Annotated in this window: 21 protein-coding genes and 1 pseudogene; 7 read left to right on the forward strand and 15 right to left on the reverse strand. The window is 73.7% G+C overall.

Translation table 11 applies throughout. The annotated features are described in order from the left end of the window. Positions 1-187 precede the first annotated feature (187 nt). Positions 188-391, reverse strand: a complete 204-nt coding sequence (locus ACF09K_RS19655; RefSeq protein WP_392245159.1) for a thiazolylpeptide-type bacteriocin — start codon at positions 389-391, stop codon at positions 188-190. A gap of 738 nt (positions 392-1,129) precedes the next feature. Then, positions 1,130-1,498 (reverse strand): hypothetical protein, encoded by a 369-nt coding sequence (locus ACF09K_RS19660; protein WP_392245161.1) that lies wholly within the window; start codon positions 1,496-1,498, stop codon positions 1,130-1,132. Positions 1,499-1,652: 154 nt separating this feature from the next. On the opposite strand from ACF09K_RS19660, the gene ACF09K_RS19665 reads away from it, so the two are divergent. Next, entirely contained in the window at positions 1,653-2,462 is an 810-nt protein-coding gene (locus tag ACF09K_RS19665; RefSeq protein ID WP_392245163.1) for a hypothetical protein, read from the forward strand. Between the two features lie 1,029 nt (positions 2,463-3,491). Here the strand turns inward: ACF09K_RS19665 and ACF09K_RS19670 are convergent. From ACF09K_RS19670 to ACF09K_RS19685, 4 genes are all read right to left on the reverse strand, one after another. Continuing rightward, positions 3,492-4,328, reverse strand: coding sequence for a CAP domain-containing protein (locus ACF09K_RS19670; protein WP_392245165.1), 837 nt, complete (start codon positions 4,326-4,328; stop codon positions 3,492-3,494). Between the two features lie 687 nt (positions 4,329-5,015). Beyond that, positions 5,016-5,495, reverse strand: coding sequence for a MarR family winged helix-turn-helix transcriptional regulator (locus ACF09K_RS19675; RefSeq protein ID WP_392245166.1), 480 nt, complete (start codon positions 5,493-5,495; stop codon positions 5,016-5,018). A gap of 44 nt (positions 5,496-5,539) precedes the next feature. Continuing rightward, entirely contained in the window at positions 5,540-6,454 is a 915-nt protein-coding gene (locus ACF09K_RS19680; RefSeq protein ID WP_392245168.1) for an NADP-dependent oxidoreductase, read from the reverse strand. Between the two features lie 314 nt (positions 6,455-6,768). Further along, entirely contained in the window at positions 6,769-6,936 is a 168-nt protein-coding gene (locus tag ACF09K_RS19685; protein ID WP_392245170.1) for a hypothetical protein, read from the reverse strand. Positions 6,937-7,147: 211 nt separating this feature from the next. Here ACF09K_RS19685 and ACF09K_RS19690 point away from each other — a divergent pair, with 211 nt between their 5' ends. Further along, complete coding sequence (locus ACF09K_RS19690) at positions 7,148-7,645, forward strand: cupin domain-containing protein (RefSeq protein ID WP_392245172.1); 498 nt, start codon at positions 7,148-7,150, stop codon at positions 7,643-7,645. Between the two features lie 638 nt (positions 7,646-8,283). On the opposite strand, the gene ACF09K_RS19695 is transcribed toward ACF09K_RS19690, so the two are convergent. The 4 genes from ACF09K_RS19695 to ACF09K_RS19710 are packed head-to-tail and all read right to left on the reverse strand — an operon-like array spanning position 8,284 to position 13,061. After that, positions 8,284-9,408, reverse strand: coding sequence for an XdhC family protein (locus tag ACF09K_RS19695; protein ID WP_392245174.1), 1,125 nt, complete (start codon positions 9,406-9,408; stop codon positions 8,284-8,286). Continuing rightward, complete coding sequence (locus ACF09K_RS19700; RefSeq protein WP_392245175.1) at positions 9,401-11,533, reverse strand: xanthine dehydrogenase family protein molybdopterin-binding subunit; 2,133 nt, start codon at positions 11,531-11,533, stop codon at positions 9,401-9,403. Before ACF09K_RS19700 ends, ACF09K_RS19695 begins: the two co-directional genes overlap by 8 nt. Further along, the gene (locus tag ACF09K_RS19705; protein ID WP_392245177.1) at positions 11,530-12,522 is read right to left on the reverse strand and encodes an FAD binding domain-containing protein; all 993 of its coding nucleotides are present in this window, start codon (positions 12,520-12,522) and stop codon (positions 11,530-11,532) included. Before ACF09K_RS19705 ends, ACF09K_RS19700 begins: the two co-directional genes overlap by 4 nt. Then, on the reverse strand, positions 12,519-13,061 hold the full coding sequence (locus tag ACF09K_RS19710; RefSeq protein WP_392245178.1) for a (2Fe-2S)-binding protein: 543 nt from the start codon (positions 13,059-13,061) through the stop codon (positions 12,519-12,521). The genes ACF09K_RS19705 and ACF09K_RS19710 overlap by 4 nt, the downstream gene beginning before the upstream one ends. A 249-nt stretch (positions 13,062-13,310) precedes the next feature. On the opposite strand from ACF09K_RS19710, the gene ACF09K_RS19715 reads away from it, so the two are divergent. Continuing rightward, the gene (locus tag ACF09K_RS19715) at positions 13,311-13,886 is read left to right on the forward strand and encodes a TetR/AcrR family transcriptional regulator (protein ID WP_392245180.1); all 576 of its coding nucleotides are present in this window, start codon (positions 13,311-13,313) and stop codon (positions 13,884-13,886) included. Between the two features lie 337 nt (positions 13,887-14,223). Here ACF09K_RS19715 and ACF09K_RS19720 read toward each other — a convergent pair whose 3' ends face one another. Continuing rightward, positions 14,224-15,213 carry a helix-turn-helix transcriptional regulator gene (locus tag ACF09K_RS19720; protein ID WP_392245182.1) on the reverse strand — a complete coding sequence of 330 codons (990 nt, stop codon included), beginning with the start codon at positions 15,211-15,213 and terminating at the stop codon, positions 14,224-14,226. Positions 15,214-15,372: 159 nt separating this feature from the next. On the opposite strand from ACF09K_RS19720, the gene ACF09K_RS19725 reads away from it, so the two are divergent. Both ACF09K_RS19725 and ACF09K_RS19730 read left to right on the forward strand, forming a co-directional pair. Beyond that, entirely contained in the window at positions 15,373-15,795 is a 423-nt protein-coding gene (locus ACF09K_RS19725) for a VOC family protein (protein WP_392245184.1), read from the forward strand. 108 nt (positions 15,796-15,903) lie between these two features. Next, positions 15,904-17,019 (forward strand): winged helix DNA-binding domain-containing protein, encoded by a 1,116-nt coding sequence (locus ACF09K_RS19730; protein WP_392245186.1) that lies wholly within the window; start codon positions 15,904-15,906, stop codon positions 17,017-17,019. Between the two features lie 290 nt (positions 17,020-17,309). Here the strand turns inward: ACF09K_RS19730 and ACF09K_RS19735 are convergent. From ACF09K_RS19735 to ACF09K_RS19745, 3 genes and pseudogenes are all read right to left on the reverse strand, one after another. Next, positions 17,310-18,413: pseudogene (locus ACF09K_RS19735) on the reverse strand (serine hydrolase domain-containing protein); the annotation flags it as partial. 27 nt (positions 18,414-18,440) lie between these two features. Next, positions 18,441-18,965: a hypothetical protein gene (locus ACF09K_RS19740; protein ID WP_392245188.1), complete on the reverse strand. Its 525-nt coding sequence runs from the start codon at positions 18,963-18,965 to the stop codon at positions 18,441-18,443. 351 nt (positions 18,966-19,316) lie between these two features. Further along, positions 19,317-19,634 (reverse strand): hypothetical protein, encoded by a 318-nt coding sequence (locus tag ACF09K_RS19745; protein WP_392245190.1) that lies wholly within the window; start codon positions 19,632-19,634, stop codon positions 19,317-19,319. 326 nt (positions 19,635-19,960) lie between these two features. Between ACF09K_RS19745 and ACF09K_RS19750 the strand changes: the two genes are divergently transcribed. Next, positions 19,961-21,436: a helix-turn-helix domain-containing protein gene (locus tag ACF09K_RS19750; protein WP_392245192.1), complete on the forward strand. Its 1,476-nt coding sequence runs from the start codon at positions 19,961-19,963 to the stop codon at positions 21,434-21,436. A 278-nt stretch (positions 21,437-21,714) separates the two neighbouring features. After that, positions 21,715-22,281 (forward strand): dihydrofolate reductase family protein, encoded by a 567-nt coding sequence (locus ACF09K_RS19755; protein ID WP_392245194.1) that lies wholly within the window; start codon positions 21,715-21,717, stop codon positions 22,279-22,281. Between the two features lie 166 nt (positions 22,282-22,447). Here the strand turns inward: ACF09K_RS19755 and ACF09K_RS19760 are convergent, their stop codons facing one another. Next, positions 22,448-22,834, reverse strand: coding sequence for an SRPBCC family protein (locus ACF09K_RS19760; protein WP_392245195.1), 387 nt, complete (start codon positions 22,832-22,834; stop codon positions 22,448-22,450). Positions 22,835-22,874: the final 40 nt, after the last annotated feature.

Here is a 22,874-nt window from a genome sequence, read left to right on the forward strand (position 1 = left end):
ACCGCGTGGCGATCGGAGGCGTGGGCGTGCGGCCGGGCAGGGCTGGACGAGCCGGCCGGCCGCACGGTGGCCGTGGCCCACCGGCCCCGCGGGATGCGAGGCCGGGGGCGGACCGGGAGAGCAGGTGCAGCCCCTCAGGTTCGAAGGGCGGCAGGTTCGAAGGGCGGCACTCGGGGAGGGCGCGGGGTCAGAGGACCACGGGCCCGTTCTCCTGCGGCTGAGCACACGACGACGAGCCCTGGCAGGAACAAGAGCCCCAGGAGGCGCCGTTCTCGGGCAGTGCGGCGGTGTCGCGCAGCGAGGTCACGGTCAGGTCGGTGAGGTCCAGGTCCGCGTCCAGGGCGAGGTCCTGAAGCTCCAGGGCGTCCTGCTGGTTCTGGGTACGGGACATGACGAACTCCTTCGAGAGTAGGGGGAGCGGAACGCGCCGGCGGAACGCCGACGCGGAACATGCCGGAAGAAGGGCACGTGAGGGAACTGCGCTCACAGCTGGAGAAAGAGCCGAACGATCATTCGTCGTACAGGAGCGAGTGTGGATCTCGGGAGATGCCGCCAGCAAGGCCGATCCGCAGATTGGCCCGTTGTGCTCGACCTGGTTCGGCGCGTCTCGGCACGCGCGGCGCAGGGGTTTGACGGCGGCCGGACCGGCGCATGGTGAAGACGGTGTGGAGCCGCGTGTTCTTCGCGGAACGACTTTTCCCTGGTTGTCCACACATCGCGCCAGGAGTCCCGACAAGTGGACGCGACACCTCCGCCGGTCGGCCGCCGCTCCCCTCGGCCGCCGCGGCGCAGGCCCGACACGCGGAAGTGACGTACATCACTTCGGCGACGCGTGGACTCTCGGTCAGTTCCCCGTCGTCCCCGCGGGACGGACCACCGCTCGGGCCGGCGTCGCGGCGGCCGTCGTCGGTCGGGCGACCGTTCCGGGCCTTGGTGCCCGGCGCGCTGTGCGGGGCCTCTCGTTCCGCGCCGCCGAGATCGGCGGCAGCGAGGTGCCGTGGACGACGCCCTCTCGGCCGACGGCCGCCGCGGACGGGGCCGGCCCGGTGGGACAGCGGTGACGCACTCGTGACGACCGTGCAGGACCACGGCCTCGGCTGCCCGGTTTTCGCCTGAACCCGGTCGCGGGTCAGCGGGCGAGAGAGACGGCGAAGGGCTTGAAGCCGTGTCGGCGCAGGACGTGGGGTACGACCAGGATCATGGCCTCGGTGGCGCGGGCCGTGGTGATGTCGCCGAGGTCCTCGATCCGTTCGGGCGGCCGGCCCAGGTCGCCGGGCAGGCCGTCGCCGTCGTCGCAGGTGGCGTTGGAGACGTCGATGAGGATCTTGCCCGCGAGTTCGGTGCGCAGGCCGGTGAGGTGGTCCAGGGAGCTGTCGCCAGGGGTCGCGTTGATCACGATGTCCGCGGTGCGGGCGGTGGTGCGCTGGTCGGCGAAGGCGCTTCGCGGCGGGAGCCCGGTGGGGCGGGCGGCGGTGTTCTCGGGGTTCCGGACACCCACCCACCGACACCGACCCGGCACATCGCGGGAAGGGCGACGGCCGTTCCCGCGGAGCCACTCCGAGGAGATCAGGCCGGTGAGGACCGGCGCGGTGAACCTCCCACCGTTCGCCCCGGGACGGCGCCGTCTGACGACGGCAGCCTAAAGTGGCGAGATGCCTGCACCTGCCGACCGGTCGGCCCTGGACCTGCTGGACGCCCATCTGGAGGCGCTGTGGGACGCGTCGGGCGCCGCGCTCCCGCTGGAGCCGCTCGGCCTCGCGGCGGAAGGAGGGGACGAGCTGGTCCGTCGGGTCCTCGACCGGCTCCGGAGCGTCCCGTGCGAGCCGAAGGACGCCTTCGGCCGGGAAGTCGGCGGTCTGCTGGTGGAGTTCCGCTCCCGTCGCAGCCCCTGGAACGCGGCGGCGCTGCGGCTGCTGGACGACACGTACACCTTCGTGGCCACCGGTCCCCGACGGCACGAGGACTGGGCGCACGACGTCCATGCCGTGCTGCACCGGAGAGTGGCCGATCCCCGCGGCTGGGTCCGGCTGGACCGGGACCGCACCAACCCCGCCCGCCGGACGGTGCCCGCCTATCCCTTCGACCCACCGGACCCGGCGGAGTTGCCCGCCCGTCTGTACTCCCTGGAGGCAGAGGCGGCAGTCGCCGCGCTGGCCGTCATGGCGGAGGAATGGCACGGGGAGCCGGCCCCCGTCCGCTCCCGCCCCGACCGGGACGCCCTGCTGGCGGACGCCCGGTCGCTGCTCGACCGGTACGGGCCCGGTGCCCGCTACTGGACCAACGCGACGGCCGCCGCCTGCGGTCCGGCACCGGACTTCCTCGCATCCGGCCTCCAGGGCACCGCGTCCCACTGCTTCCACACCCGCGAGTACATCGCCGGCCTCGACGTGTTCGAGGACCTGGGCGTGATCGCGGTCGACGACGAAGAGGTGGGCGTCTTCTGGTCGTTCGGGGCGTACTGACGACCGTCGCGGAACATACGCCCCGTACCCGCACGGTGTGGCCCCGCCGCTCCCGGCGCGATGCCTCGACGCGCGAAGGTTTTCGGGGCCGCGGCACCGGATCGGTCCTGCTCCTGGTCATCGGTACTGCGGTACCGCCGTACCGCGGTACCGCTCTCGGCCGGTACGGCGGTGTCCTGGCGCAGGTCGAGGCCCGCAAGGGCGTGGGCGTCGTCGAGGCAAGGCGCTGGGGGGCGTCGGGCTGTCCGTCGCCGGCTCGGTGACCCGCTTCGCCGAGGCGTACCCGGCCGGCGACGCCGGGCAGTCGCCGGGTGGCCGACGGAGGTCGGCAGCCGCCTGCACGGCTTCGTCGCGGAGCCGGACGCGGACCGCCCCCCGCCCGCACTCCCGCACCGCGGAGGGGCCGAGGCCGGCCTCTTCGGCGCATCCGCTCCTTCCCGGGTGGACCGGGCGCGGTTTCCGGCCCGGCCGTCGCCGCCTAGGCCGGCCGCGGCTCCTTGTCCGGCCGTTACGGGCCCGTACCGCACCCGGACCACCCACCCGACCGGAAACTGACGCGCCGGCCCGCGCTTCCCGGTGGCCTCGCCCCGTCGACGCCGGACACATGGCCCTCAGGCTCTGAACCCCGTCATGGCGCCCGGCGGGAGGACGCCGGGGGCGCCGGGGCGCGGGCCCCCGGCCCACGGGGTCAGGGGCGGGTCGCACCGGGTGCAGAGCCGCCCCTTCGGGGCGGGCGGGTCACACCCCTGGAAGCCGCTCCCGGTACCGGCGACGACGCGGCGCACGAGCGGGGAGCAACGGGGCCACGCGATCCCACAAGTCGTCAGGCACAGGACCGTCCGGCACCTGCAGAGCCCTGCCGCCCCCAGCCCAACCGCCGAGCCCCTCAATCCAGCTCATCCTGAAATGACCGGTCGGAGATCGCACCCACGCCAGTGCGGAACGGCGCCCCCGCCCGTAGCGGCCGCTCCGGAGCGGGCGGAACGGCCGCGTGACGGGTGTGACGGTCGGCGGGCCTCCGTAAAGGCGTCAGCGGGCCGTGCCGAAGTCCTGCGTCCAGTAGTTGCCGGGCTGCGCCAGCCCCACACCGATCTCCTTGAAGCCGCAGTCCAGGATGTTGCGCTTGTGGCCGGCGCTGGCCATCCAGCCCGCCATGACCTGCTCGGGCGTGGAGTACCCGTAGGCGACGTTCTCGCCGTAGGTGCTCCAGAGGTAGCCCGCGCGCGTGATCCGCTGTCCCGGGTCGGACCCGTCGGAACCGGTGTGCGACATGGTGGTGTGGCTCGCCATGTCCGCGCTGTGGTTCTGGGCGGCCTGCGAGAGCTTCGCGTTCAGGGTGACCGGGGAGCAACCGGCCTTGGCGCGCTCGCCGTTGACCAGGGCGACCACGCGGGCGACGGCGGCGGACGCGGGGGCCGCCGTGCCGGCGACAGGGGACGTGCCGGCTGCGGGGGCCGTGGGGGCGGGCGGCTTCGGTGCGGCGGTCGTCGTCGAGGGGGGCGCGGTGGCCGGCTTCGACGCGGTGGTGGTCCTCGTCGGGGCGGGTGGGGTGGGCGTCTTCGAGGCGGGCGCCTCGGTCTTCGCCGGGGCGGGCGCCGCGGTCCCGGGAGAGGCCGTGGGCGAGGCCGAGGGCGAAGACGTCGCCGTGGGCTTCGCGGTCCAGACGTCCCTCCCCCGGTGTCCGTCCCAGGACGTCTTCCTCCCGTCCGTCCAGAAGCCGCCGGACGTGACGGTGACGGCATCGGATCCCGCGCCGTCCATGCATGCCATGGCGGCCGACGGCACCGCCACCGCGCCCATCGCCAGGACGGCTATGGCTATGGGTCGGCGGCGCGTCGTCCTGCGGTGCTTCCGGTGGTTCCTCATACGGACCTCGTTCGGTCGACTCTCCTTGCGCCTCCGGCAGGCTCGGTTTCGCACAGGCAGTGCGCTTGACCTGCGGGGACGCCTTGTGGGGCCGTCATTGTTAAAAGCCGCGTGAGGGCACGGCAACGGGCGCTCCCACTACCTCGCCTAGTAGGCGAGAGCGCCCTTGAATCCGGCCCGGGATTGTGCCGAGCCGTCGTGCCGGACGTCGGCGGCGCCTCACGCTCCGTCAGAAGGACGGCAGAGGCGGTCCAGCGGCCCGAGACCGGTGGCCCTGGCCGGCACACCCGGCCGAGGAGCCGCGTATGCCGGTTTATGTACGCCAGATCCGCCTATGTCACCCACGCGCGACGTACTATCGCGGCACGTTGACGGGGGCCGGGGACGTGAGGGATGTCACTGGCTTCGCCTGCAACCTTTTCGATCGTCGGTTGCGCGCAGGAGGCGGTAGCAGCGGGCGCTTTCGTCCAGGCCGGGACGGGAGTCGCCGATGCCCTGGTCGTCTTGGTCGTCCGGGCGCTGTCCGGGCCGTCCGGGCCGTCGGCGATCCGTTCTGCGGTGATCCGACACAGGGCGGGCGGACGGTCTCCGGAAGCGAGGTCGCCGGGAACACCGCAGGCCGGCTGCCGGGCCTTGCGGCTCCGGCGGGGGCGGCCGGCCCGGCAAGCGGGCCACCCCCGCGCCTGATCACTCGGCAGGTGCCTGCCGGCCGTGGTCCCTGACCGACTTCTCGATGGTGTACGCCCACGCGGTGAACGTCTCGACCTGCTCAGGGGTCAGATCACGTACGGAGATCTGCTCCAGGGTGCGCCACATGTCGGCGATGGGCTCCCGCAGGGCGCGGCCGGTGTCGGTGAGGCTGACCACCATGACCCGCCGGTCGTGGGCGGCGGGCTCCCGGGTGAGCAGTCCGGCCTCCTGCATGCGGCGCAGAGACTTGGAGACGGTGGAGTGGTCGAGGCCGACACGCTCCAGCAGTTCTGTCTGTGTCTGGCCATCGTGGTCGAAGAGCTGCATCAGCAGCAGTTCCTGTCCCGGGTGGAGGTTCAGGGCGCGCAGCATGGCTGCGGCGTGGCCGCGGTGGGTGCGGGCGAGCTGGAAAACGGCGTAGCTCAGTCGCCCGTCGCGTGCCGCGTCCGGTGGTTCCGATGAGGTGGTGTCCGACATTGCTGCTCCCTGGTGACAAGAGGTGACAAGAGTGGGGTGACCGGTCAGTCGACGGTGAGGACGATCTTGCCTCGGTTGTGGCCGGCATCGCTGGCCTGCTGCGCCTCGGCGGCCTCGGCCAGCGGGTAGGTGGCGCTGATCGTGGTCACCAGTGTGCCGTCGGCGGCCTGCCGGGCCAGCTCGGCCAGCCGCGCGGCCGAACGGCGCTGCGGGCCCTCGGCGAAGACGATGCCGAGTTCGCGGGCACGGAAGTCGGCGGTGGTGACGATCCGGTCGGTGCCGCCGCGCAAGGTGACGGAGTCCTCCAGTGCGCCCTTGCCGGCGGCGTCGAAGACAGCGTCCACCCCGTCGGGAGCGAGCTCGCGGACCCGCTGGACCAGGTTGTCCCCGTAGACCAGCGCGGTCGCGCCGAGCGAGGTGACGTACTCCTGGTTGGCCGGTCCGGCGGTGCCGATGACGCGGGCGCCGCGGGCGACGGCGAGCTGGACGGCGACGGTGCCGAGCGCGCCGGACGCCCCGTGGATCAGCAGCGTCTCCCCCGAGGTGACGCCGAGCAGGTCCAGCACTCGCTCGGCACCGTCGCTCGCCACGGGCAGGGCGGCGGCGTGCGCCCAGTCCAGGCCGGCCGGCTTGGGCGCGAGGACGGCCGCGGACGCCAGGGCGTACTGGGCGTAGGAGCCGGTGTCGGACCAGCCCAGGACCTCGTCCCCCGCCTTCAGGTGGTCGACGTCCTCGCCGACGGCGTCGACCACACCGGCGATCTCCCCGCCGGGCACGGCGGGCAGCGTGGTGGGGAAGATGGCCTCCATGGCACCGGAGCGGATCTTGCCGTCCACCGGGTTGACACCGACAGCCCGTACCCGCACACGGACCTGGCCGGGACCGGGACGAGGAGTGTCGATCTCCGCCTCGTGCAGAACCTCGGTACCGCCGAACACGTCGAAAACGATGGCCTTCATGACGAAATCTCCTCAGGTGGGGTGCCGCACCGACCACTTTCCGTGGCCAGCCACATAAAAGTAGCACTGATTATGTGGCTGGCCAAGTAATCGCTTCGGGTGAGGCCCCGAGGGCGGCCCGCCTGGCGTCACACGCCCCTTCGACGGCAGGCGGCCGCTTGACGGCAGGCTGCCGACGCGGCCGACGCAGCCGACGGACCCGGACGTTTCGGAACCCGCGGACGGCGGCGAAACCGGGGCCGGGAGAACCCCGGCGGGGCGTCGGAGACGCGGACCCGGCGGACGCGGGCGCGCTCGTGCAGGGTGTTCCCGCTCTACAGGCCCTTGCGCATGCCGACGCGGTGCAGGCGGCGCCGCTCCGGATACACGGCGTCGACCGGGAGCACCCGCACCCCGGTTCGCCCTGGCGGTCGGAGCACAGCCAACGCCTCGGCGACCGCGGGCAGTTGGTCCCCTCCGGCCGACGGCATCTCGTCGCTCACCCGGTGCTCCGCACGTAGAGCCCGCGGGCCGGTCCCCGCGGTGGAGCCGAACAGCCCGGCCAAGACCGGTGGCGCCGGAGGCACGGGACGCGTGCCGTGGAATTGACCCGGGAATCCGCGGACGGATTGCCCCAGGCACCCGGTCAACCCGCCGCCCAGAATAGTGATCACCAGGGCGACGAAAACGCCTGCCACCAAGGGAGCGCACGCCATGAGCAGCATCCGTACCGACTTCGCGCCGATCGTGACCCGGGCCGCCGAGGCGGAGACGACGAGCGACCCGAGCAGCACGATGACGCTGCTGGCGGACTCCGAGGCGACAGGCGGGCTGCTGACCAGCTACCGCTCGACCTTCGCGGAGGGCGCGGTGGGAGCGCCGGCACACTTCCACACGCGGGCCGCGGAGATGTTCTACGTGATCGACGGTTCCCTGCGCGTCCTGCTGGGGGAGGCGGTCACCGTACTGAGCGCCGGTGACTTCCTGCTCGTACCGCCGCACACCCCGCATGCCTTCGCCGCCGCCCCGGGGTGCACGGCGGACGTGCTGTTCACCTTCACTCCGGGAATGGCGCGCTTCGACTACCTGCGGCTCCTGGGCCGGGTGATGCGCGGCGAGGCCGGCTTCGAGGAGATCAAGGCGTCCTCGGAGCGCTTCGACAACCACTACGTCGACAGCCCGGCGTGGAACGCCGCACTGGCCTCCGGCTGAACCACGGCGCGGTCCCCGCTCGGCGGCCGGGCGGATCGTCGTGATCACGCCAGGGCCGGTGCCACCCGGACCGGCTTCGGCGAGATGACGGCCCCTTGCCGATCAGCATGGACTTCCCGTTCCGGGTGCGTGCGAACTCCTCGGACCGCCAGGAGACGATCCGCACCAGTTCGTGCTCCTCGACATGAACCACAGCCGTCTTCACTGCGTCCGGGCCCACGGCCCGCCGCTGCCGGTAGTCGCGCTCCAGCTGTTCCTCGGCAGCCCGAGCGGCGGCTTCTCACTCGATCACGCGTGCGGCATCTCGTACGGGTCCTTTTGCGGGCCAGCGAATTCGCTTGGCGCAGGGCCTCCTTGGAAGGGCTGACGGATCTCCTCGCCCGGGAGCGCGACAGCGGCGGAAGGGGCTCCCGCCACTCGGCTTGTCGGGGGCCTGGCTCAGCCGTCACCCATGCACCACACGCACTCCATCGGCCGCGCCCCTCCGCCGCGGCCGCCCTTCCGTACCTCCCCCGCCGCTCCGGCTCCCCGTCGGCCGGCCCGGGATCCGGTGCCGGTGCGGCGGGGAGCCGGAGCGGACGGTGCCGGGAGCCGGCCCGGCCGGTGTCACCGCTCAGGCCGGCTGCCGGTGTCACCGCTCAGGCCGGCTGCGGCTCCTTGTCCGGACGGTGGATCGGGGTGGCCGCGCCGGTGAGGGGTGCCCCCGTCCCGCCGTGCCGCTCCGCGATGATCTCCGCCGCGATGGACACGGCGGTCTCCTCGGGGGTACGGGCCCCCAGATCCAGCCCGATCGGGGACCTCAGCCGGGCCAGCTCGCGTTCGCCGACGCCCGCCTCCCGCAACCGCCGCTCCCGGTCCTCGTGGGTGCGGCGCGAGCCCATCGCGCCGATGTAGGCGGCCGGCCGGCGCAGTGCCTCCCGCAGCAGGGGCACGTCGAACTTCGCGTCGTGGGTCAGGACGCACAGCACCGTCCGCCCGTCGGTGGCCGTGCCCCGCAGGTACCGGTCGGGCCAGTCGACGACGATCTCGTCGGCGTCCGGGAAACGGGCCCGGGTGGCGAAGACGGGCCGGGCGTCGCACACCGTGACGTGGTAGCCGAGGAACCGTCCCGCCCGCACGAGCGCCGCCGCGAAGTCGATCGCGCCGAAGACGATCATGCGGGGCGGCGGCACGGCCGACTCCACGAGCAGGGTGACACCGCCCGGGCAGTGCGTGCCGTCCTCGGAGAGTTCCACCGTGCCGGTCCGGCCGGCGTCCAGCAGGGCGCGGGCCTCGGCGCGCGCGGTGCGGTCCAGCTCCGGGCCGCCGCCGAGCCCGCCCCCGGACGAGCCGTCGGGGCGCACGAGCAGGGCCCGGCCGAGCAGGGCGGCGGGGCCCCGCGCCACCCGGGCCAGGGCCACCGGCTCGCCGTCCGCCGCGGCGGACAGCGCGGCGTCGTGCACCGCCCGCCCGGCGGAGAACGGAACGACCAGCACGTCGATCGTCCCGCCGCAGGTCAGTCCGACCGCGAAGGCGTCCTCGTCGCTGTAGCCGAACCGCTCGGTCAGCGGCCCGCCGTCGCGCAGGGCCTGGCGGCACAGGTCGTACACGGCGCCCTCGACGCAGCCCCCGGAGACCGAGCCGATCGCCGTGCCGTCGGCGTCGACGGCCAGGGCCGCCCCGGGCGGACGCGGGGCGCTGCCGCCGACGGCGACGACCGTGGCGACGGCGAAGTCCCGGCCCTCCTCGGCCCAGGCGTGCAGGGCTCCGGCCAGATCAAGCATCGTCGCCCGCCGACAGGACGCGGTCGGGCCGGATCGGCAGGTGGCGGTGGCGTACGCCGGTCGCGTGCCAGACGGCGTTGGCGATCGCGGCGGCCGCGCCCACGATGCCGACCTCGCCGAGGCCCTTGATGCCGATCGGGTCGTCGGGGTCGGGGTCGTCGACCCAGTCGGCCTCGACGTGCGGGACGTCGGCGTGCGCGGCGACGTGGTAGCCGGCCAGGTCGGCGCCGTGGACACCGCCGCTCGCCGGGTCCCGGACGGCCTCTTCGTGCAGGGCCATGGACAGGCCCCAGATCATTCCGCCGACGAGCTGGTTGCGGGCGGTGAGCGGGTTGACGATCCGGCCGGCCGCGAAGACGCCCAGCATGCGGCGCACCCGGACCTCGCCGGTGGCCGGGTCGACGGCGACCTCGGCGAACTGGGCCCCGAAGGAGTGCCGTTCCCTCTGCGCGAGCGCGCCGACGGCCTCGGTCGTGTCCGACCGCACGGTGATGCCCTGCGGCGGGACGTCCCCGCCCGGCGCGAGGGTGCGGCGCAGTTCCTCGGCCGCGGCCGTGACGGCCCAGCTCCAGGAGCGGGTGCCCGCGGAGCCGCCGGCGATCATCGCGGGGCCGAGGTCGCTGTCGCCGATCCGCACCAGCACGCGGTCGGTGGGCACCTCCAGGGCGTCGGCGGCGACCAGGGTGAGCGCGGTCCGGGCGCCGGTGCCGATGTCGGCGGCGTTGATCCGGACCGTGAAGGTGCCGTCCGCCTGTGCTGTCACGGACGCCGTGGAGGGCATGGCCATCGCCGGGAAGGAGGCGGCCGCGGTGCCCGTGCCGAGCAGCCAGCGCCCCTCTCTGCGCACGCCCGGGCGCGGGTCCCGCTCCGCCCAGCCGAACCTGCGGGCCCCTTCCCGGAAGCAGGCGACCAGGTTCCGCCCGGCGAACGGCAGTCCGGAGACCGGCCCCACCTCGGGTTCGTTGCGCAGGCGCAGGGCGATCGGGTCGACACCGCACTTCTCGGCGAGTTCGTCGAGCGCCGACTCCAGCGCGAACGAGCCCGGCGCCTCGCCCGGGGCGCGCATCCAGGTCGGGGTGGGGACGTCGAGCCGCACCAGTCGGTTGGCCGTGTGGTGGGCGTCGGCGGCGTACATCGACCGGCCGGCCGCGGCGCTCGGCTCGACGAAGTCGTGCACGGTGGAGGTCTGGCTCAGGGAGCGGTGCTCCAGGGCGCGCAGCCGCCCGTCCGGATCGGCGCCGAGGCGGACGCGCTGTGCGGTGGGACTGCGGTAGCCGGCGAGGGAGAACATCTGCCGGCGGGTCATGACGACCCGTACGGGCCGCCGCAGCACGGTCGCGGCCATCACGGCGGCCACCTGGTGGGCGCGCCCGCCCTTGCTGCCGAAGCCGCCGCCGACGTGTTCGGAGCGCACGCGCACGGCGCCGGGGTCGAGGGAGAACAGGTTCGCGAGTTCCGTCGCGACCCAGGTGGTGCCCTGGTTGGAGTCGACGACCTCCAGCCGGCCGCCCTCCCAGCGGGCGGTCGCCGCGTGCGGCTCCATAGGGTTGTGGTGCTCCTCCGGCGTGGTGTACCGGGCGTCCACCACGACGGCGGACGCCGCGAGTTCCCGGTCCAGGTCGCCCTTCTCCGCCACGGCCGGCGCGTGCCCGTCGACCGGGTGCGCCTCGGCCTCCCGTGCGGCCGAGAACGCGACGTCGTGCGGCTCCTCGTCGTACGTCACGGCGAGGGTCTCGGCGGCCTCCCTGGCCTGTTCGGACGTCTCGGCGACGACCAGGGCCACGGGCCAGCCCCGGTGGGGCACCCGGTCGTGCTGGAAGAGGCCGGTGCTCGGGTCCGGCGGGGTGCCCATCATGCCGATGAACCCGGTGTCGAGGCGCGGGGCGTTGTGGTGGTGGAGCACGGTGAGGACGCCGGGCATCGCCAGGACGGTGTCGGTGTCCAGGGAGCGGACGCGGCCGCGGGCGACGGTGGACAGCACCAGCCAGCCGTGGGCGAGTTCGGCGAAGGGGATCTCGCCGGCGTAACGGGCCGCGCCGGTGACCTTGTCGCGGCCTTCCACGCGGGTGTGGGCGGTGCCGGTCGCGCGCCCGGCGGCGGACCGGCCGGTGGTGGCGGTGGTCATCGGGCGGCCTCCTCGGCGAGTTCGCTGAGGACGGCCACGACGAGGTTGCGCATCAGGGTCACCTTGTATCCGTTGCGGGGCAGGGGCCTCGCGGCCGCCAGTTCGGCGTCCGCGGCGGCGGCGAAGGTCTCGGCGTCGGCCGGGGCGCCGGTCAGGGCGCGTTCGGCCGCACGGGCCCGCCAGGGGTGGGAGGCGACGGCCCCGAAGGCCAGGCGCACGTCGTGCACGACACCGTCCCTGAGGTCGAGGGCGGCCGCGACCGAGCCGACGGCGAAGGCGTACGAGGCGCGCTCGCGCACCTTGCGGTAGCGGGAGTGGGCGGCCGTGACGCCGGGCGGCAGGGTGACGGCGGTGATCAGGGCGCCCCGCGGCAGGGCGGTCTCCCGGTGCGGTGTCTCCCCCACGGGCAGGTAGAGGTCGGTGAGCGGCAGCTCGCCCGGTCCGCCGGCGGTCTCGTAGGAGACGCGGGCGTCGAAGGCGGTCAGGGCCACGCCCATGTCGGAGGGGTGGGTGGCGACGCAGTGACCGGAGGCGCCGAGGACGGCGTGGTTGTGGTGCTCACCGGTGAGGGCGGGGCAGCCGCTGCCCGGATCGCGCTTGTTGCAGGGCGAGGTGACGTCGGTGAAGTAACCGCAGCGGGTGCGCTGCAGCAGGTTGCCGCCGACCGTGGCCATGTTGCGCAGCTGCCCGGAGGCGCCGGCCAGTACCGCCTGGGCCAGGGCCGGGTAGCGGCGCCGGACCTCGGGGTGGGCGGCCAGATCGCTGTTGGTGACGGTCGCGCCGATGCGCAGTCCGCCGTCCTGCGTCGACTCGATGCGGTTCAGGGGGAGTTCGCGTACGTCGACGAGCCGGGCGGGCCGCTCGACGCCGGTCTTCATCAGGTCGATCAGATTGGTGCCGCCGCCCAGGAAGCGGGCGTCCGCGTCACCGTCGAGCAGCGCCACGGCGCCGGGGACGTCGTGGGCGCGCCGGTAGCCGAACTCCCTCATGCCGACGCTCCGTTCGTCTCGGCGGCGCGGGTCACGGCCTGGACGACGGACACGTAGGCACCGCAGCGGCACAGGTTTCCGCTCATCCGCTCGCGGATCTCCTCGGGGGTCAGGGGCGGCGGTCCCGCCTCGGGTCGCAGGTCGCGGGTGACGGCGCTCGGCCAGCCCGCGGCGTGTTCGGCGATCACGGCGATGGCCGAGCAGATCTGACCGGGTGTGCAGTAGCCGCACTGGAAGCCGTCGAGGTCGAGGAACGCCTGCTGCACCGGGTGCAGTTCGTCGCCGTCGGCCACTCCCTCGACGGTGGTGATCTCGCGTCCCTCGGCCGCGACCGCCAGTTGCAGGCAGGCCACGCTGCGGCGGCCGTCGACCAGGACGGTGCAGGCACCGCACTGCCCCTGGTCGCAGCCCTTCTTGGTGCCGGTCAGGTCGAGCCGTTCCCGCAGGGCGTCGAGCAGGGTCGTGCGGTGGTCGACGGTCAGCGGGTACTTCTCGCCGTTGACGGACAGGGTGAGGTCGCTGGACGTCGATGAGGCCATGGAAGCCTTCTCTCTCACGTGGTGAGGCGGGTCGGGAGGGGGCGTGGGCGCTGCGGCCGGCGGCGCCGGTGCGCGACCGTGCGGGAGGCGGGGCAGGTGGGCCGTGTCCGGCCGCCCCGGGCTGTCCCGCGCGGACGGCACGCCGATACGATGGGAACAAGCGGACAGTTGTCCGTTGCCCGGAAAACGTAACGGACAACTGTCCGCTTAACAAGGACCGGGTTTCGGCCACCACCGCGAGGAGGGCCAGTGGGCCAGAACAAGGAAGCGCCTCTGCGCTCGGACGCGCAGCGCAACCGCGCGCGCATCCTGGAGGTGGCGCTGGCCGAACTGACCCGCTCGGCGGACACCCCGCTGAGCACGATCGCCAAGAAGGCGGGTGTCGGGCAGGGGACCTTCTACCGCCACTTCCCCACCCGCGAGGCCCTGGTCATGGAGATCTACCGCCACGAGATGCAGCAGGTCGCCGACACCGCGGCCCCGCTGCTGTGCGGCCGGGAACCCGACCGGGCGCTGCGCGAGTGGATGGACGGGCTCGCCCGGTTCGCCATGACCAAGGCGGGGCTGGCCGATGCGATCCGGCAGGCGACCGGCGCGCCGGGCACGCAGAAGCCGGGCCACGCCCCGGTGACGGAGGCGGCCGAGCGCCTGCTCCGCGCCGCCGAGGAAGCCGGCGCCATCCGCCCCGGGATCACGGTGGACGACCTGTTCCTCGCCATCGGGGGCCTGTGGACACTCGACCCGCACAGCGACTGGCAGCCCCGGGCGACCCTCCTGCTGGACCTCGTCATGGACGCGCTCCGCGTCGGAGCGCCCGGGCGGTGACGCGCCGGGGCCGCCAGGGGCGCCGAGTGCCGCGGTGAGGGCTCCGGGTTCGCCCGTCAGGGCGGCGCCGTGGAGGCCGGATCCGACCGTTCCGCGCGTGCCGCCGGCACCGCCGGGCGGGTGTCGACGCCGTTTCCGGCGCAGGCCGGGAACGCGCCGATGCGCGGTTCCCCGGAACGCGTCACGTGACAGAGCCGGCCCGCGCCTTCCCTCGCCGGGACGTTCCGCTCGCGACGCCCACCGGGACCCGCGGCCACCACCGGATGCGGGGTCCGGTGCCGGCCGGGCCGGTACGGACAGCCGGGCAGGACCGTTTCCCGCGTGGTGAGGTTCGTTCTCACGGCGGCGGACCGGTCCCCGGGCCTGCGGCGCGGGCGTAGCGGGCGGCGAGGTCCGCGAACGCCGCGGCCAGTTGCGGTGGGCCGATGATTTCGACGTCGGTGTCGAAGTGGCCGAGGGCGGCGGCGAGTCCGGTCCAGGACCAGGAGCCGAGGGTGAGCCGGCAGTGGTGGGGGCCGAGTTCCTCGACGGTTCCGTCCCGGACGAAGGGGGCGACGTCGGCGGCCGGGAGGTGGAGGACGACTTCGCCTCGGCAGGGCCAGTCGGTGCTGGTGCCGTCGTTGCCGCGGAACCGGCTGGTGAGGAAAGTGGAGACGTCGCCGCCGGGGAGTTCGCGCGGGGTGAAGCGGGGGCCGGTGGGCGTGCGGGGCCGGATGCGGTCGACGCGGAAGGTGCGCCAGTCCCCGCGGTCGAGGTCCCAGGCCACGAGGTACCAGCGATGGCGCCAGGTGACCAGGTGGTGGGGTTGTACGCGGCGGGGGGCGCCGGCCGCGGTGTCCGGGCCCGGGGTGTGGTCGAGGCGCAGTTCCTGGCGGGCGTGGATGACGCGGCTGAGTTCCATCAGGACCTGGGGGTCCACCTCGGGGGTGTCGCCGGCCGCGGGCGGCCGGACGGCGGTGACGCGCAGCAGGTCGATGCGGTGGCGCAGGTGGGGTGGCATGACCTGGCGGAGGGTGGCCAGGGCCCGGGCGGCGTCTTCGGCGACGGCGGTGCCGGTGGCCGCGGTCTGCAGCGCGACGGCCAGGGCGACGACCTGGCCGTCGTCGAACAGGAGGGGCGGCATACGGGTGCCGGCCTCCAGCCGGTAACCGCCGGCCGGTCCTTTGACGGTGGTGATCGGGTAGCCGAGGTCGCGCAGCCGGTCGATGTCGCGGCGCACGGTGCGCGAGGTGACGTCCAGACGTCCGGCGAGGTCCTCGCCGGACCAGTCACGGGGGGTCTGGAGCAGCGAGAGCAGCGCGAGGAGGCGGGAGGAGGTCTTCTGCATGGGATCCATGGTCCCCGCAGTGGAGGACACACCCTGTCCGCTACTCCTGCCAATGTGGCGTACAAGCCGCTCAGGAGGCATCGCCCCTGGTCACGGCAGTCGCCGTCCGGACCGGCCGGGTCGGCGGCGCATTCGTCACATCGAGGCAAGGAGCAGGCCGTGTCCGTCACGACCACCACTCACCTGAACTTCCGGGGCGCCGCGCGCGAGGCGCTGGACTTCTACCGGTCCGTCTTCGGTGGACGCACCGTCGCGGTCACCTACAGGGACGCGGGCGCCGTACAGAACGAGAGCGAGGCGGACTGGGTGATGTGGGGCGAGGTGACCGGTGACGACGGCTTCCACGTCATGGCCTACGACGTGCCCGCGCAGCTGCCCTGGAACCAGGGCGAGAACCCGTTCTTCGTCTCCGTGCGCGGTGACGACGCCGAGGAGATCGGTGCCCTGTGGGGCAGGCTCGCCGAGGGCTCGGCCGTCGTGCGTCCGCTGGAGCCCGCGCCGTGGGCGCCGCTGTACGGCATGCTCACCGACCGCTTCGGCGTCACCTGGGTCCTGGACGTCACCGCCCCGTACCACGGCTGAACCGGCCGGCCCGCCATGGACCGCGCCGTCCGGGCCACCGCAGCGACACGCGCGGCCCGGACGGCGCGGGCACCGAACACCTACGGCAACGGAAGGAAAGGGGTCACCGTGCGGACACGGGAGCCAGGACGGACCGTCCTCGACAGCCGCGCCCTCAACCGCGCCACCCTCGCCCGCCAGCACCTGCTCACGCGCACCGACACCTCCGCGCCCGAGGCGGTGGCCCACCTGTGCGGCCTGCAGGCGCAGGAACCGCAGGAACCCTTCGTCGGCCTGTGGTCCCGCCTGTCCGGCTTCGAACCCGGCCGGCTGGACGACGCGCTGACCGGCCGCACGGTGGTGCGCACCCACCTGATGCGCCGCACCGTCCACCTCGTCACCGCCGACGACGCACTCGCCTGGCGGGCCCGCCACGACACCATGCTCCGGCAGCGAGTACTGGGCACCTACCGGCGCGAGCTGGCCGGCATCGACGTGGACGAGGTCGCCGCCGCCGGCCGCGCGGTCATGGCCGACGGGCGGCCCCGCACCATGACCGAACTCGTGCGAGCCCTGGAAGACCGCTGGCCCGGTCCACCACGCCGCGTCCTGGGCGAACTGCTCGTCGCGGCCCTCATCCCCATGGCCCAACTCCCGCCCCGCGGCCTGTGGCGGCAACGGGCAGGCGTGCGCAACCTGCCGTTGGCCACCTGGCTGGAACGGGACGTCGACCCCCTGCCCGCCGGGGACGGCGATCCCGTCGGGCAGCGGCTGCTGCGCCGCTACCTCGCCGCCTACGGGCCCGCCGCCGGCGCGGACCTGCGCGCCTGGTGCGGCCTCGCCGGCCTTCCCGCCGCCGTCAAGGCCTGCCGGGAGGAACTCGTCGTCTTCCGCGACGAACGCGGCCGCGAACTGCTCGATCTGCCCGACGCACCCCGCCCCCACCCCGACACCCCGGCCCCCGTCCGGTTCCTCCCGGCCTTCGACAACGCCGTCCTCGGCTACCACGACCGCAGCCGCATCATCGACGCCCCCCACCTCGGTCTGTCCGTGGCAGGCCACCGTACGGTCCTCGTCGACGGGCGCGTCACCGCCACCTGGACCGTGCGCGGCCACCGGCTCCGCGTCAGCCCCCTCCGCACCCTCACCGCCCTGGAACAAGAAGCCGTCCGCGCCGAAGCCCAGGACCTGGCCGCCTTCCTGGACGAAGGGATCGAGGACGTCCGACTCGGCACCGGGGACTGACGCTCACGCGTCCCGGTCCCCGCCGTCACGGGACCGTCCCGAAGGACACGTCGAGGGCGCCGCCGGCTCGACGAGCAGCCACCCGGATCCGGCGTGACGCTCGACGCCGCTCCCGCTCCGGATCGACATCGACCCGGCCTCCGGCCGCCCGGCACACGCCGCTCCACAGCCCTGCGCATCTGGACGGAACTCCCGACCCGGCACACCGGGTCGTGTCCGGTGGGCGGTGTGCCGGCTCCCTTCCGGGCTTCCGCCCGGCAGGGAGCCGGCCCGGGGTGACGACCGCGCGCTCACCGCCCGTCGCGCAGCAGCGCGCAGACGAAGTCCTCCTGGACGGCGCGCAGCCGCTCGAGCCGCGCGGGATCGCCGGCCCTGTTGATCTGGCTCGTGACCGAGAACGTCAGTGAGCGCCGGCCGTCGGGCGTGGCGGCCACCAGCTGTGTGTAGCCCGGGAAGTTGCCGGTGTGGCCCAGCACGACGCCGCACCGTGTCGTGTAGCGGAAGACGCCTAGTCCCGCGGCGTTGCGCCCCGGACCGGCGGGTTCGGACGCACCCGCGATCCACCGGCGCTGCTCCCGTACGACGCCCTTGCCGTAGAGCGCGCCCGAGACGTAGCCGCGGACGAAGCGGGTCATGTCGAGCGGAGTGGAGACGATGCCCCCGGACGCCCACGCCCCGGAGGCGCTGACGAGCTCGCTGACGTCCTCCGGAGACGCGGGGTCACTCACGTCGTACCCGTGCAGGTAGGGCTCGGGCATGCGGTAGCCCTGCGGGAGGCTGGTGTCGCGCAGTTCCAGCGGCCCGTACACGAGTCGCCGCAGGAGTTGTTCGTACGGGGTACCGGTGACCGCTTCCGCCATCAGCGCGACGGCGATGTTGTCGGAGTTGGAGTACTCGTAGCGGCTGCCCGGGCTGAACCGCAGGGGCTCGTCGGCCACGTGGTCGAGCAGGTGGCGGGGGTCGAAGCGGTGGCGCGGGTCGGCCGCGACCACCGCGATGAACTCGGGGTCGCGCGAGTAGTCCGGCAGGCCACTGGTGTGGTTCAGCAGTTGCCGCAGCGTCACCGGGCCCCACGCGTCCGGGAGTTGCGGAAGGCGCTCGCGCAAGGTGTCGTCCAGGTCCAGTGCGCCGCGGTCGACGAGGGACAGTGCCACCGCTCCGCTGAAGGCCTTGGCCGTGCTCGCGATCCGCATGTGGTCGCTCGCCCGCGGCGGGCGGCCCGTCGCCAGGTCGGCGACGCCGGCCCGCAGGACGCGGGTCTGCCGGCCGTCGCGCAGCACGGCGACGATCGCGGGCGGACCACCCGGCTCGTCCACGAACCGGTCGATCCGGCGTTGCAGCGCACGGTCGTCCACCGGCCGCCGCGGGGTGCGGTCGCCCGCCGTCCCGGCCGGGAGAGGGCGGGCGGAGCGGCCGCGCCGTCAGCGGGCGCTCGTGGTGGCGATGTCGGCGATGTGGTCGTACCGCTCCACCAGCACGAAGAGCCTGGTCCTCCGCGTCGTCTCCCCGCTGCCGAAGGTCAGGGTGACGACGGCCTCATGGCCGTTGCCCACGGTGCCGTTGTCGGTCACCGTCCACCGCGCCGGGACGTTCTGGGCGCGCAGGACGCCGTCCACCTGGTTCTCGTTCTCCCAGGCCGCCAGCCGCTCGGCGAAGTCGGGCGTCAGGTAGTGCCGGCGGAGCGCCGTGGCCAGCGTGACGTCGGGGTCCGTGTAGTCGCCCTTCGCGTCGACGTACGCGCCGTAGAAGTCGCCGACCCGGGTCACCGCTTGACCGGGCGTGCCGCTGACCGACTGCGGTGCGGCGGTGGACGTCTTCGCGGGGGCGGGGACGGACGCCTGCGCCGGCACCTGCGTCGGCACACCGAGTCCGACAGCCAGGACGAGGCCGGCGGCGAAGGCCGCGCGGCGGCCCGGACGACGGTGTGCGGGGAACTTCCTGTTCATGTGTGTCTTCCTTTTCTGACTCTGACTCTGGCTCTGGTTCTGGCTCTGGCTCTGGTTCTGGTCCGTGTGCGGGTGCTCTCGGCCGGTGTCCTCGCCCCGGGGCCGTCGTGTGACGGCGGGCGCGGTGGGTGCGGTGAGGCGCCGCGGGGTGCCGCGGGGTGTCGCGGGTGCCGCGAGATACCGGACGCCGCGCCTCGGGCGTTCGAGCACAGAGGCGTCCCGGTGCGCAGGTGCGGGAGGGTGTCGTCGCCGTACTGCCGCCGGGCGGTCGTTGCGCCCCGGCCTGTGCGGCAACGGTGGGCGGTCCCTCCCCGCCGAACCGCGGAGGGGGCGCCGACCGTTCGAGTGGATTCAGCAGGTGGAACTGCTGGAGATCTTTATCCCGGTGACGCTGTAGGCGTTCGCGAACACGGTTTGGCTGTTCGGCCGCAGGCAGATCGAGGTTCCGTCCTGGAGCCGTAGATACGCCACGTCGTCGTTCCGGGTGTTCACGACGTAGTAGTGCGGACGAGCCCTGACCGTTTGGTAGGAACTGGTGACATCGCGGTACTTCGCGATCGGCGTGCCCGCCTCATAGGCGTGCTCGTCCACGTAGAAGCAGACGTAGGGATACGGGCACCCCTGGGTGGGGGACTCCGCGTGGGCTGCCGGCGCGCCTGCCACGGACATGGCTGCGACGACCATGCCCACGCCCGCGAGGCCTGCCGCCTTCCGGACGACGGACTCCATCAAAACCTCCAAGAATCGAGTGGATCGGCTGAGACTGCGGCGTCGCATCGTGATCCGCTGCGGACGCCGCCGGCCGGCAGGGGCAACACGGGTTGGTCCCCGCAACCGTGCTCGGTGCGACACCAAGAGCATCGGCGGTCACCGGAGCCCGGCACAACGACTGTCGCCCCTTCGGTGAGGGTGGAACCGTCCCAGCCCATCTGACGTGCAGGGATACGAGTGCCTGGGATACGGGATCGCGGGCGGACGACGGAGGGACGGTGCCGATGCGGGACGACGTCGAGGAGTTCGCGGCGCTGCTGCGCAGGCTGAAGGACCGCACGGACCGGAGTTACGGCTCGCTGGCCCGCCGCGTCAACATGAACACCTCCACGCTGCACCGGTACTGCACGGGCGAGGCGGTGCCGCAGGACTTCGCGCCGGTGGAACGGCTCGCGGCCTTCTGCGAGGCGACACGGGAGGAGCGGCTCGAGCTGCACCGACTGTGGTTGTCGGCGGTGGCGGCTCGACAGGGGGCGCGTACGGCCGACTTGGCGGAGACCGCGGTTCCGACGCCGGCGTCGGGGCCGGGGCCGGCGTCGGACCTGGAGCCGGCGTCGGAACCGGACACGGAGCCGGGGCCAGGGCCGGACCTGGGGCCGGCGTCGGAATCGGACACGGAGCCGGGGCCGAACACGAACAGGGACGGGGCGTTCGTCGGGGAGAGCCGCTCCGCGGAGCCACCCGGGAACGGTCCCGACCCGGACCAGCCCGCTCACTCGTCCTCCCTCGTTCCCTCCCTCGCCTCCCCTCCCATCCCCTCCCCCGCTGCCCGTCCCTGGTACCGCCGCCGACGGGTCCTGGCGTCCACCGCCGTCGCCTGCGCGCTGCTCGCCACGGTGCTGAGCACGTCCGCCCTGCCGGACGGCCGCTCCTCCGAGGCGGCTGCCTCCCGCGCAGCGGGCCCGCGGCCGAGCGCTTCCGGCACACCCCACCGCTCGGCGGACCCGTCGGCCGCCACTCCCCCCTTCCCCTCCGCTTCCCGAAGCTTCACGTCCTCCAGCTCTGGGCGGGAAGCCCCCGCCCCCTCCACCCCCGGCAGCGGTCCCACCCCGGCTGCGAAGCCGGCCACCGGTGTGCCCCTCGCCTGGACCACGGACTCCCTGGTCTGGGACAAGGGCTGCGACCACGACTACGTCATCGACAAGCCGCCCGCGCAGGTGCCTCCGCCGCCGGTGGAACAGGACGCCGGGGCATGGGCGGCGACGCAGGGCGCGGTGCACGGGCGGCACACGATGGTGCAGATCTCGGTACAGGGACGGTCCTCCACGGCCGTGGTCCTCGAAGCGCTCCACGTGCGCGTCGCAGGCCGCGGCACCCCGGCCGCCGGGAGGGCGTACGCCATGGGCCAGGGCTGCGGCAGCGACCTCACGCCCCGCCGCTTCACCGTGGACCTCGACGCCGTCCGTCCCCTCGCCCGCCCGAAGGACGGCGCCGACACCGGACAGACCGTCCCCGCCGTGCACTTCCCCTACCGCGTCTCCGCCGAGGACCCGGAGGTGCTGCTGGTCGAGGCGACGGCACAGGCCTACGACGCCCGCTGGTACCTCGAGCTCGACTGGTCCTCCGAGGGCCGCACCGGCACCATCCGCATCGACGACCACGGCCGCCCGTTCCGCACCACCGGCATCGAGGGAATGCCGCACTACTGGTACGGCACGAACGACGCGGGTGAGCGTGCCTGGGTCCCTTCGACGGAGTAGCGGCGGCAGGGTGAGGGCTCGCCGCTCGTGACCTGCCGATCCTGCGTGACCTGGGCGTTCTCGGCCGTCTCACGGCCTCGTCACCCGTGATCGGTCTCGAACCCGTGGCATTTCCTCGCGAGGGCGAGTGCGAGATCAGGCGGCTTGCCCGTGTCGGCCGGGTGCACCACGCTGAGCCCCGAGCACGAGGACCACCGGCGAACCCGGCCCGCGCACCGATGAGTTTCCCGCGCCGTTCCGGTCCACACGCCGGACACCCACGGACGGAAGGCTGAGCCATGCGGAAACTGATCTACGGCATGAACCTGACTCTGGACGGCTACATCGCCGCGGCCGGCGACGACATCGGCTGGAGCGGACCGCCGAGCCACGAGCTGTTCCAGTGGTGGCTCGACCACGAGCGGGCGAGTGGCCTGTCGCTGTACGGGCGCAAGCTGTGGCAGACGATGAGCTCCTACTGGCCGACCGGCGACCAGCAGCCCGACGCCACCCCGGCGGAGATCGAGTTCGCGCGGAACTGGCGGGACACGCCGAAGGTGGTGTTCTCCTCGACGATCGACAAGGTCGACTGGAACACCCGCCTGGTCACCGGTGACGCGATCGCCGAGATCAGCCGGCTCAAGGCCGAGGACGGCGGCCCGATGACCATCGGCGGCGCGACGCTCGCCGGGGCGGCCATGCGCGCCGGGCTGATCGACGAGTACGTGATCGCCGCTTATCCGGTCCTGGTGGGCGGCGGCACGCCGTTCTTCACCTCGCTGGACGGCTGGGTGAACCTGAACCTGGTGGAGACGCGGACGTTTCCCGGCGGCGTGGTCCTGACCAGGTACGAGACGAGGCGCTGAGCAGCACCCACTCCCTCGTCTCCTGCTAGGTGGACGCCACCGACTGCGGCTGCGACACCTTCACCGGCTGCCTCACCCCGGAGTTCGGCGCGGAGCGGGCGGTCTCGAGCACGGTGTACGCGGCGGCGGGGGCGGCAGGATCCGCGGGAACCGCCGTCGGGCCGGGTCACGGCCGCACGAGGCGGCGCAGGGCCAGTCGCGCGAGCGGCGCATAGGCCAGGAGCACCGGCCGCGGTCCCTCCATCGTGAGCCCGGTCGTGCTGCCGCGCCCGTGCGTCCGCACGTCGTGGTGCAGGCGGAGCCGGATCGGCCCCAGGCGGACGCGCCAGGTCCAGGCGCGGCGGTCGTGGTCGACGTGTTCGACGGTGAAGGCGAGCCGGACACCGACCGCCGACTCCACGGTGCCGCTCATACCGGAGGTCAGCTGACGATCGGGAGTGTGCACGGCCTTGATCTGCGGGGACCAGGCCGGCCACCGGTCGACGCAGGCGTAGCGCTGCCAGACCGTTTCGGGGCCGGCCGGGCCCGTGGCGTGGAGGGTCAGGCGTCCCACGGCGGGTCCGTGTGTCGCCGTGCCGGGCGGGCACGACGGG

The sequence above is a fragment of the Streptomyces sp. NPDC014882 genome, from assembly GCF_043081325.1.
In the GTDB taxonomy this organism is placed as follows: domain Bacteria; phylum Actinomycetota; class Actinomycetes; order Streptomycetales; family Streptomycetaceae; genus Streptomyces.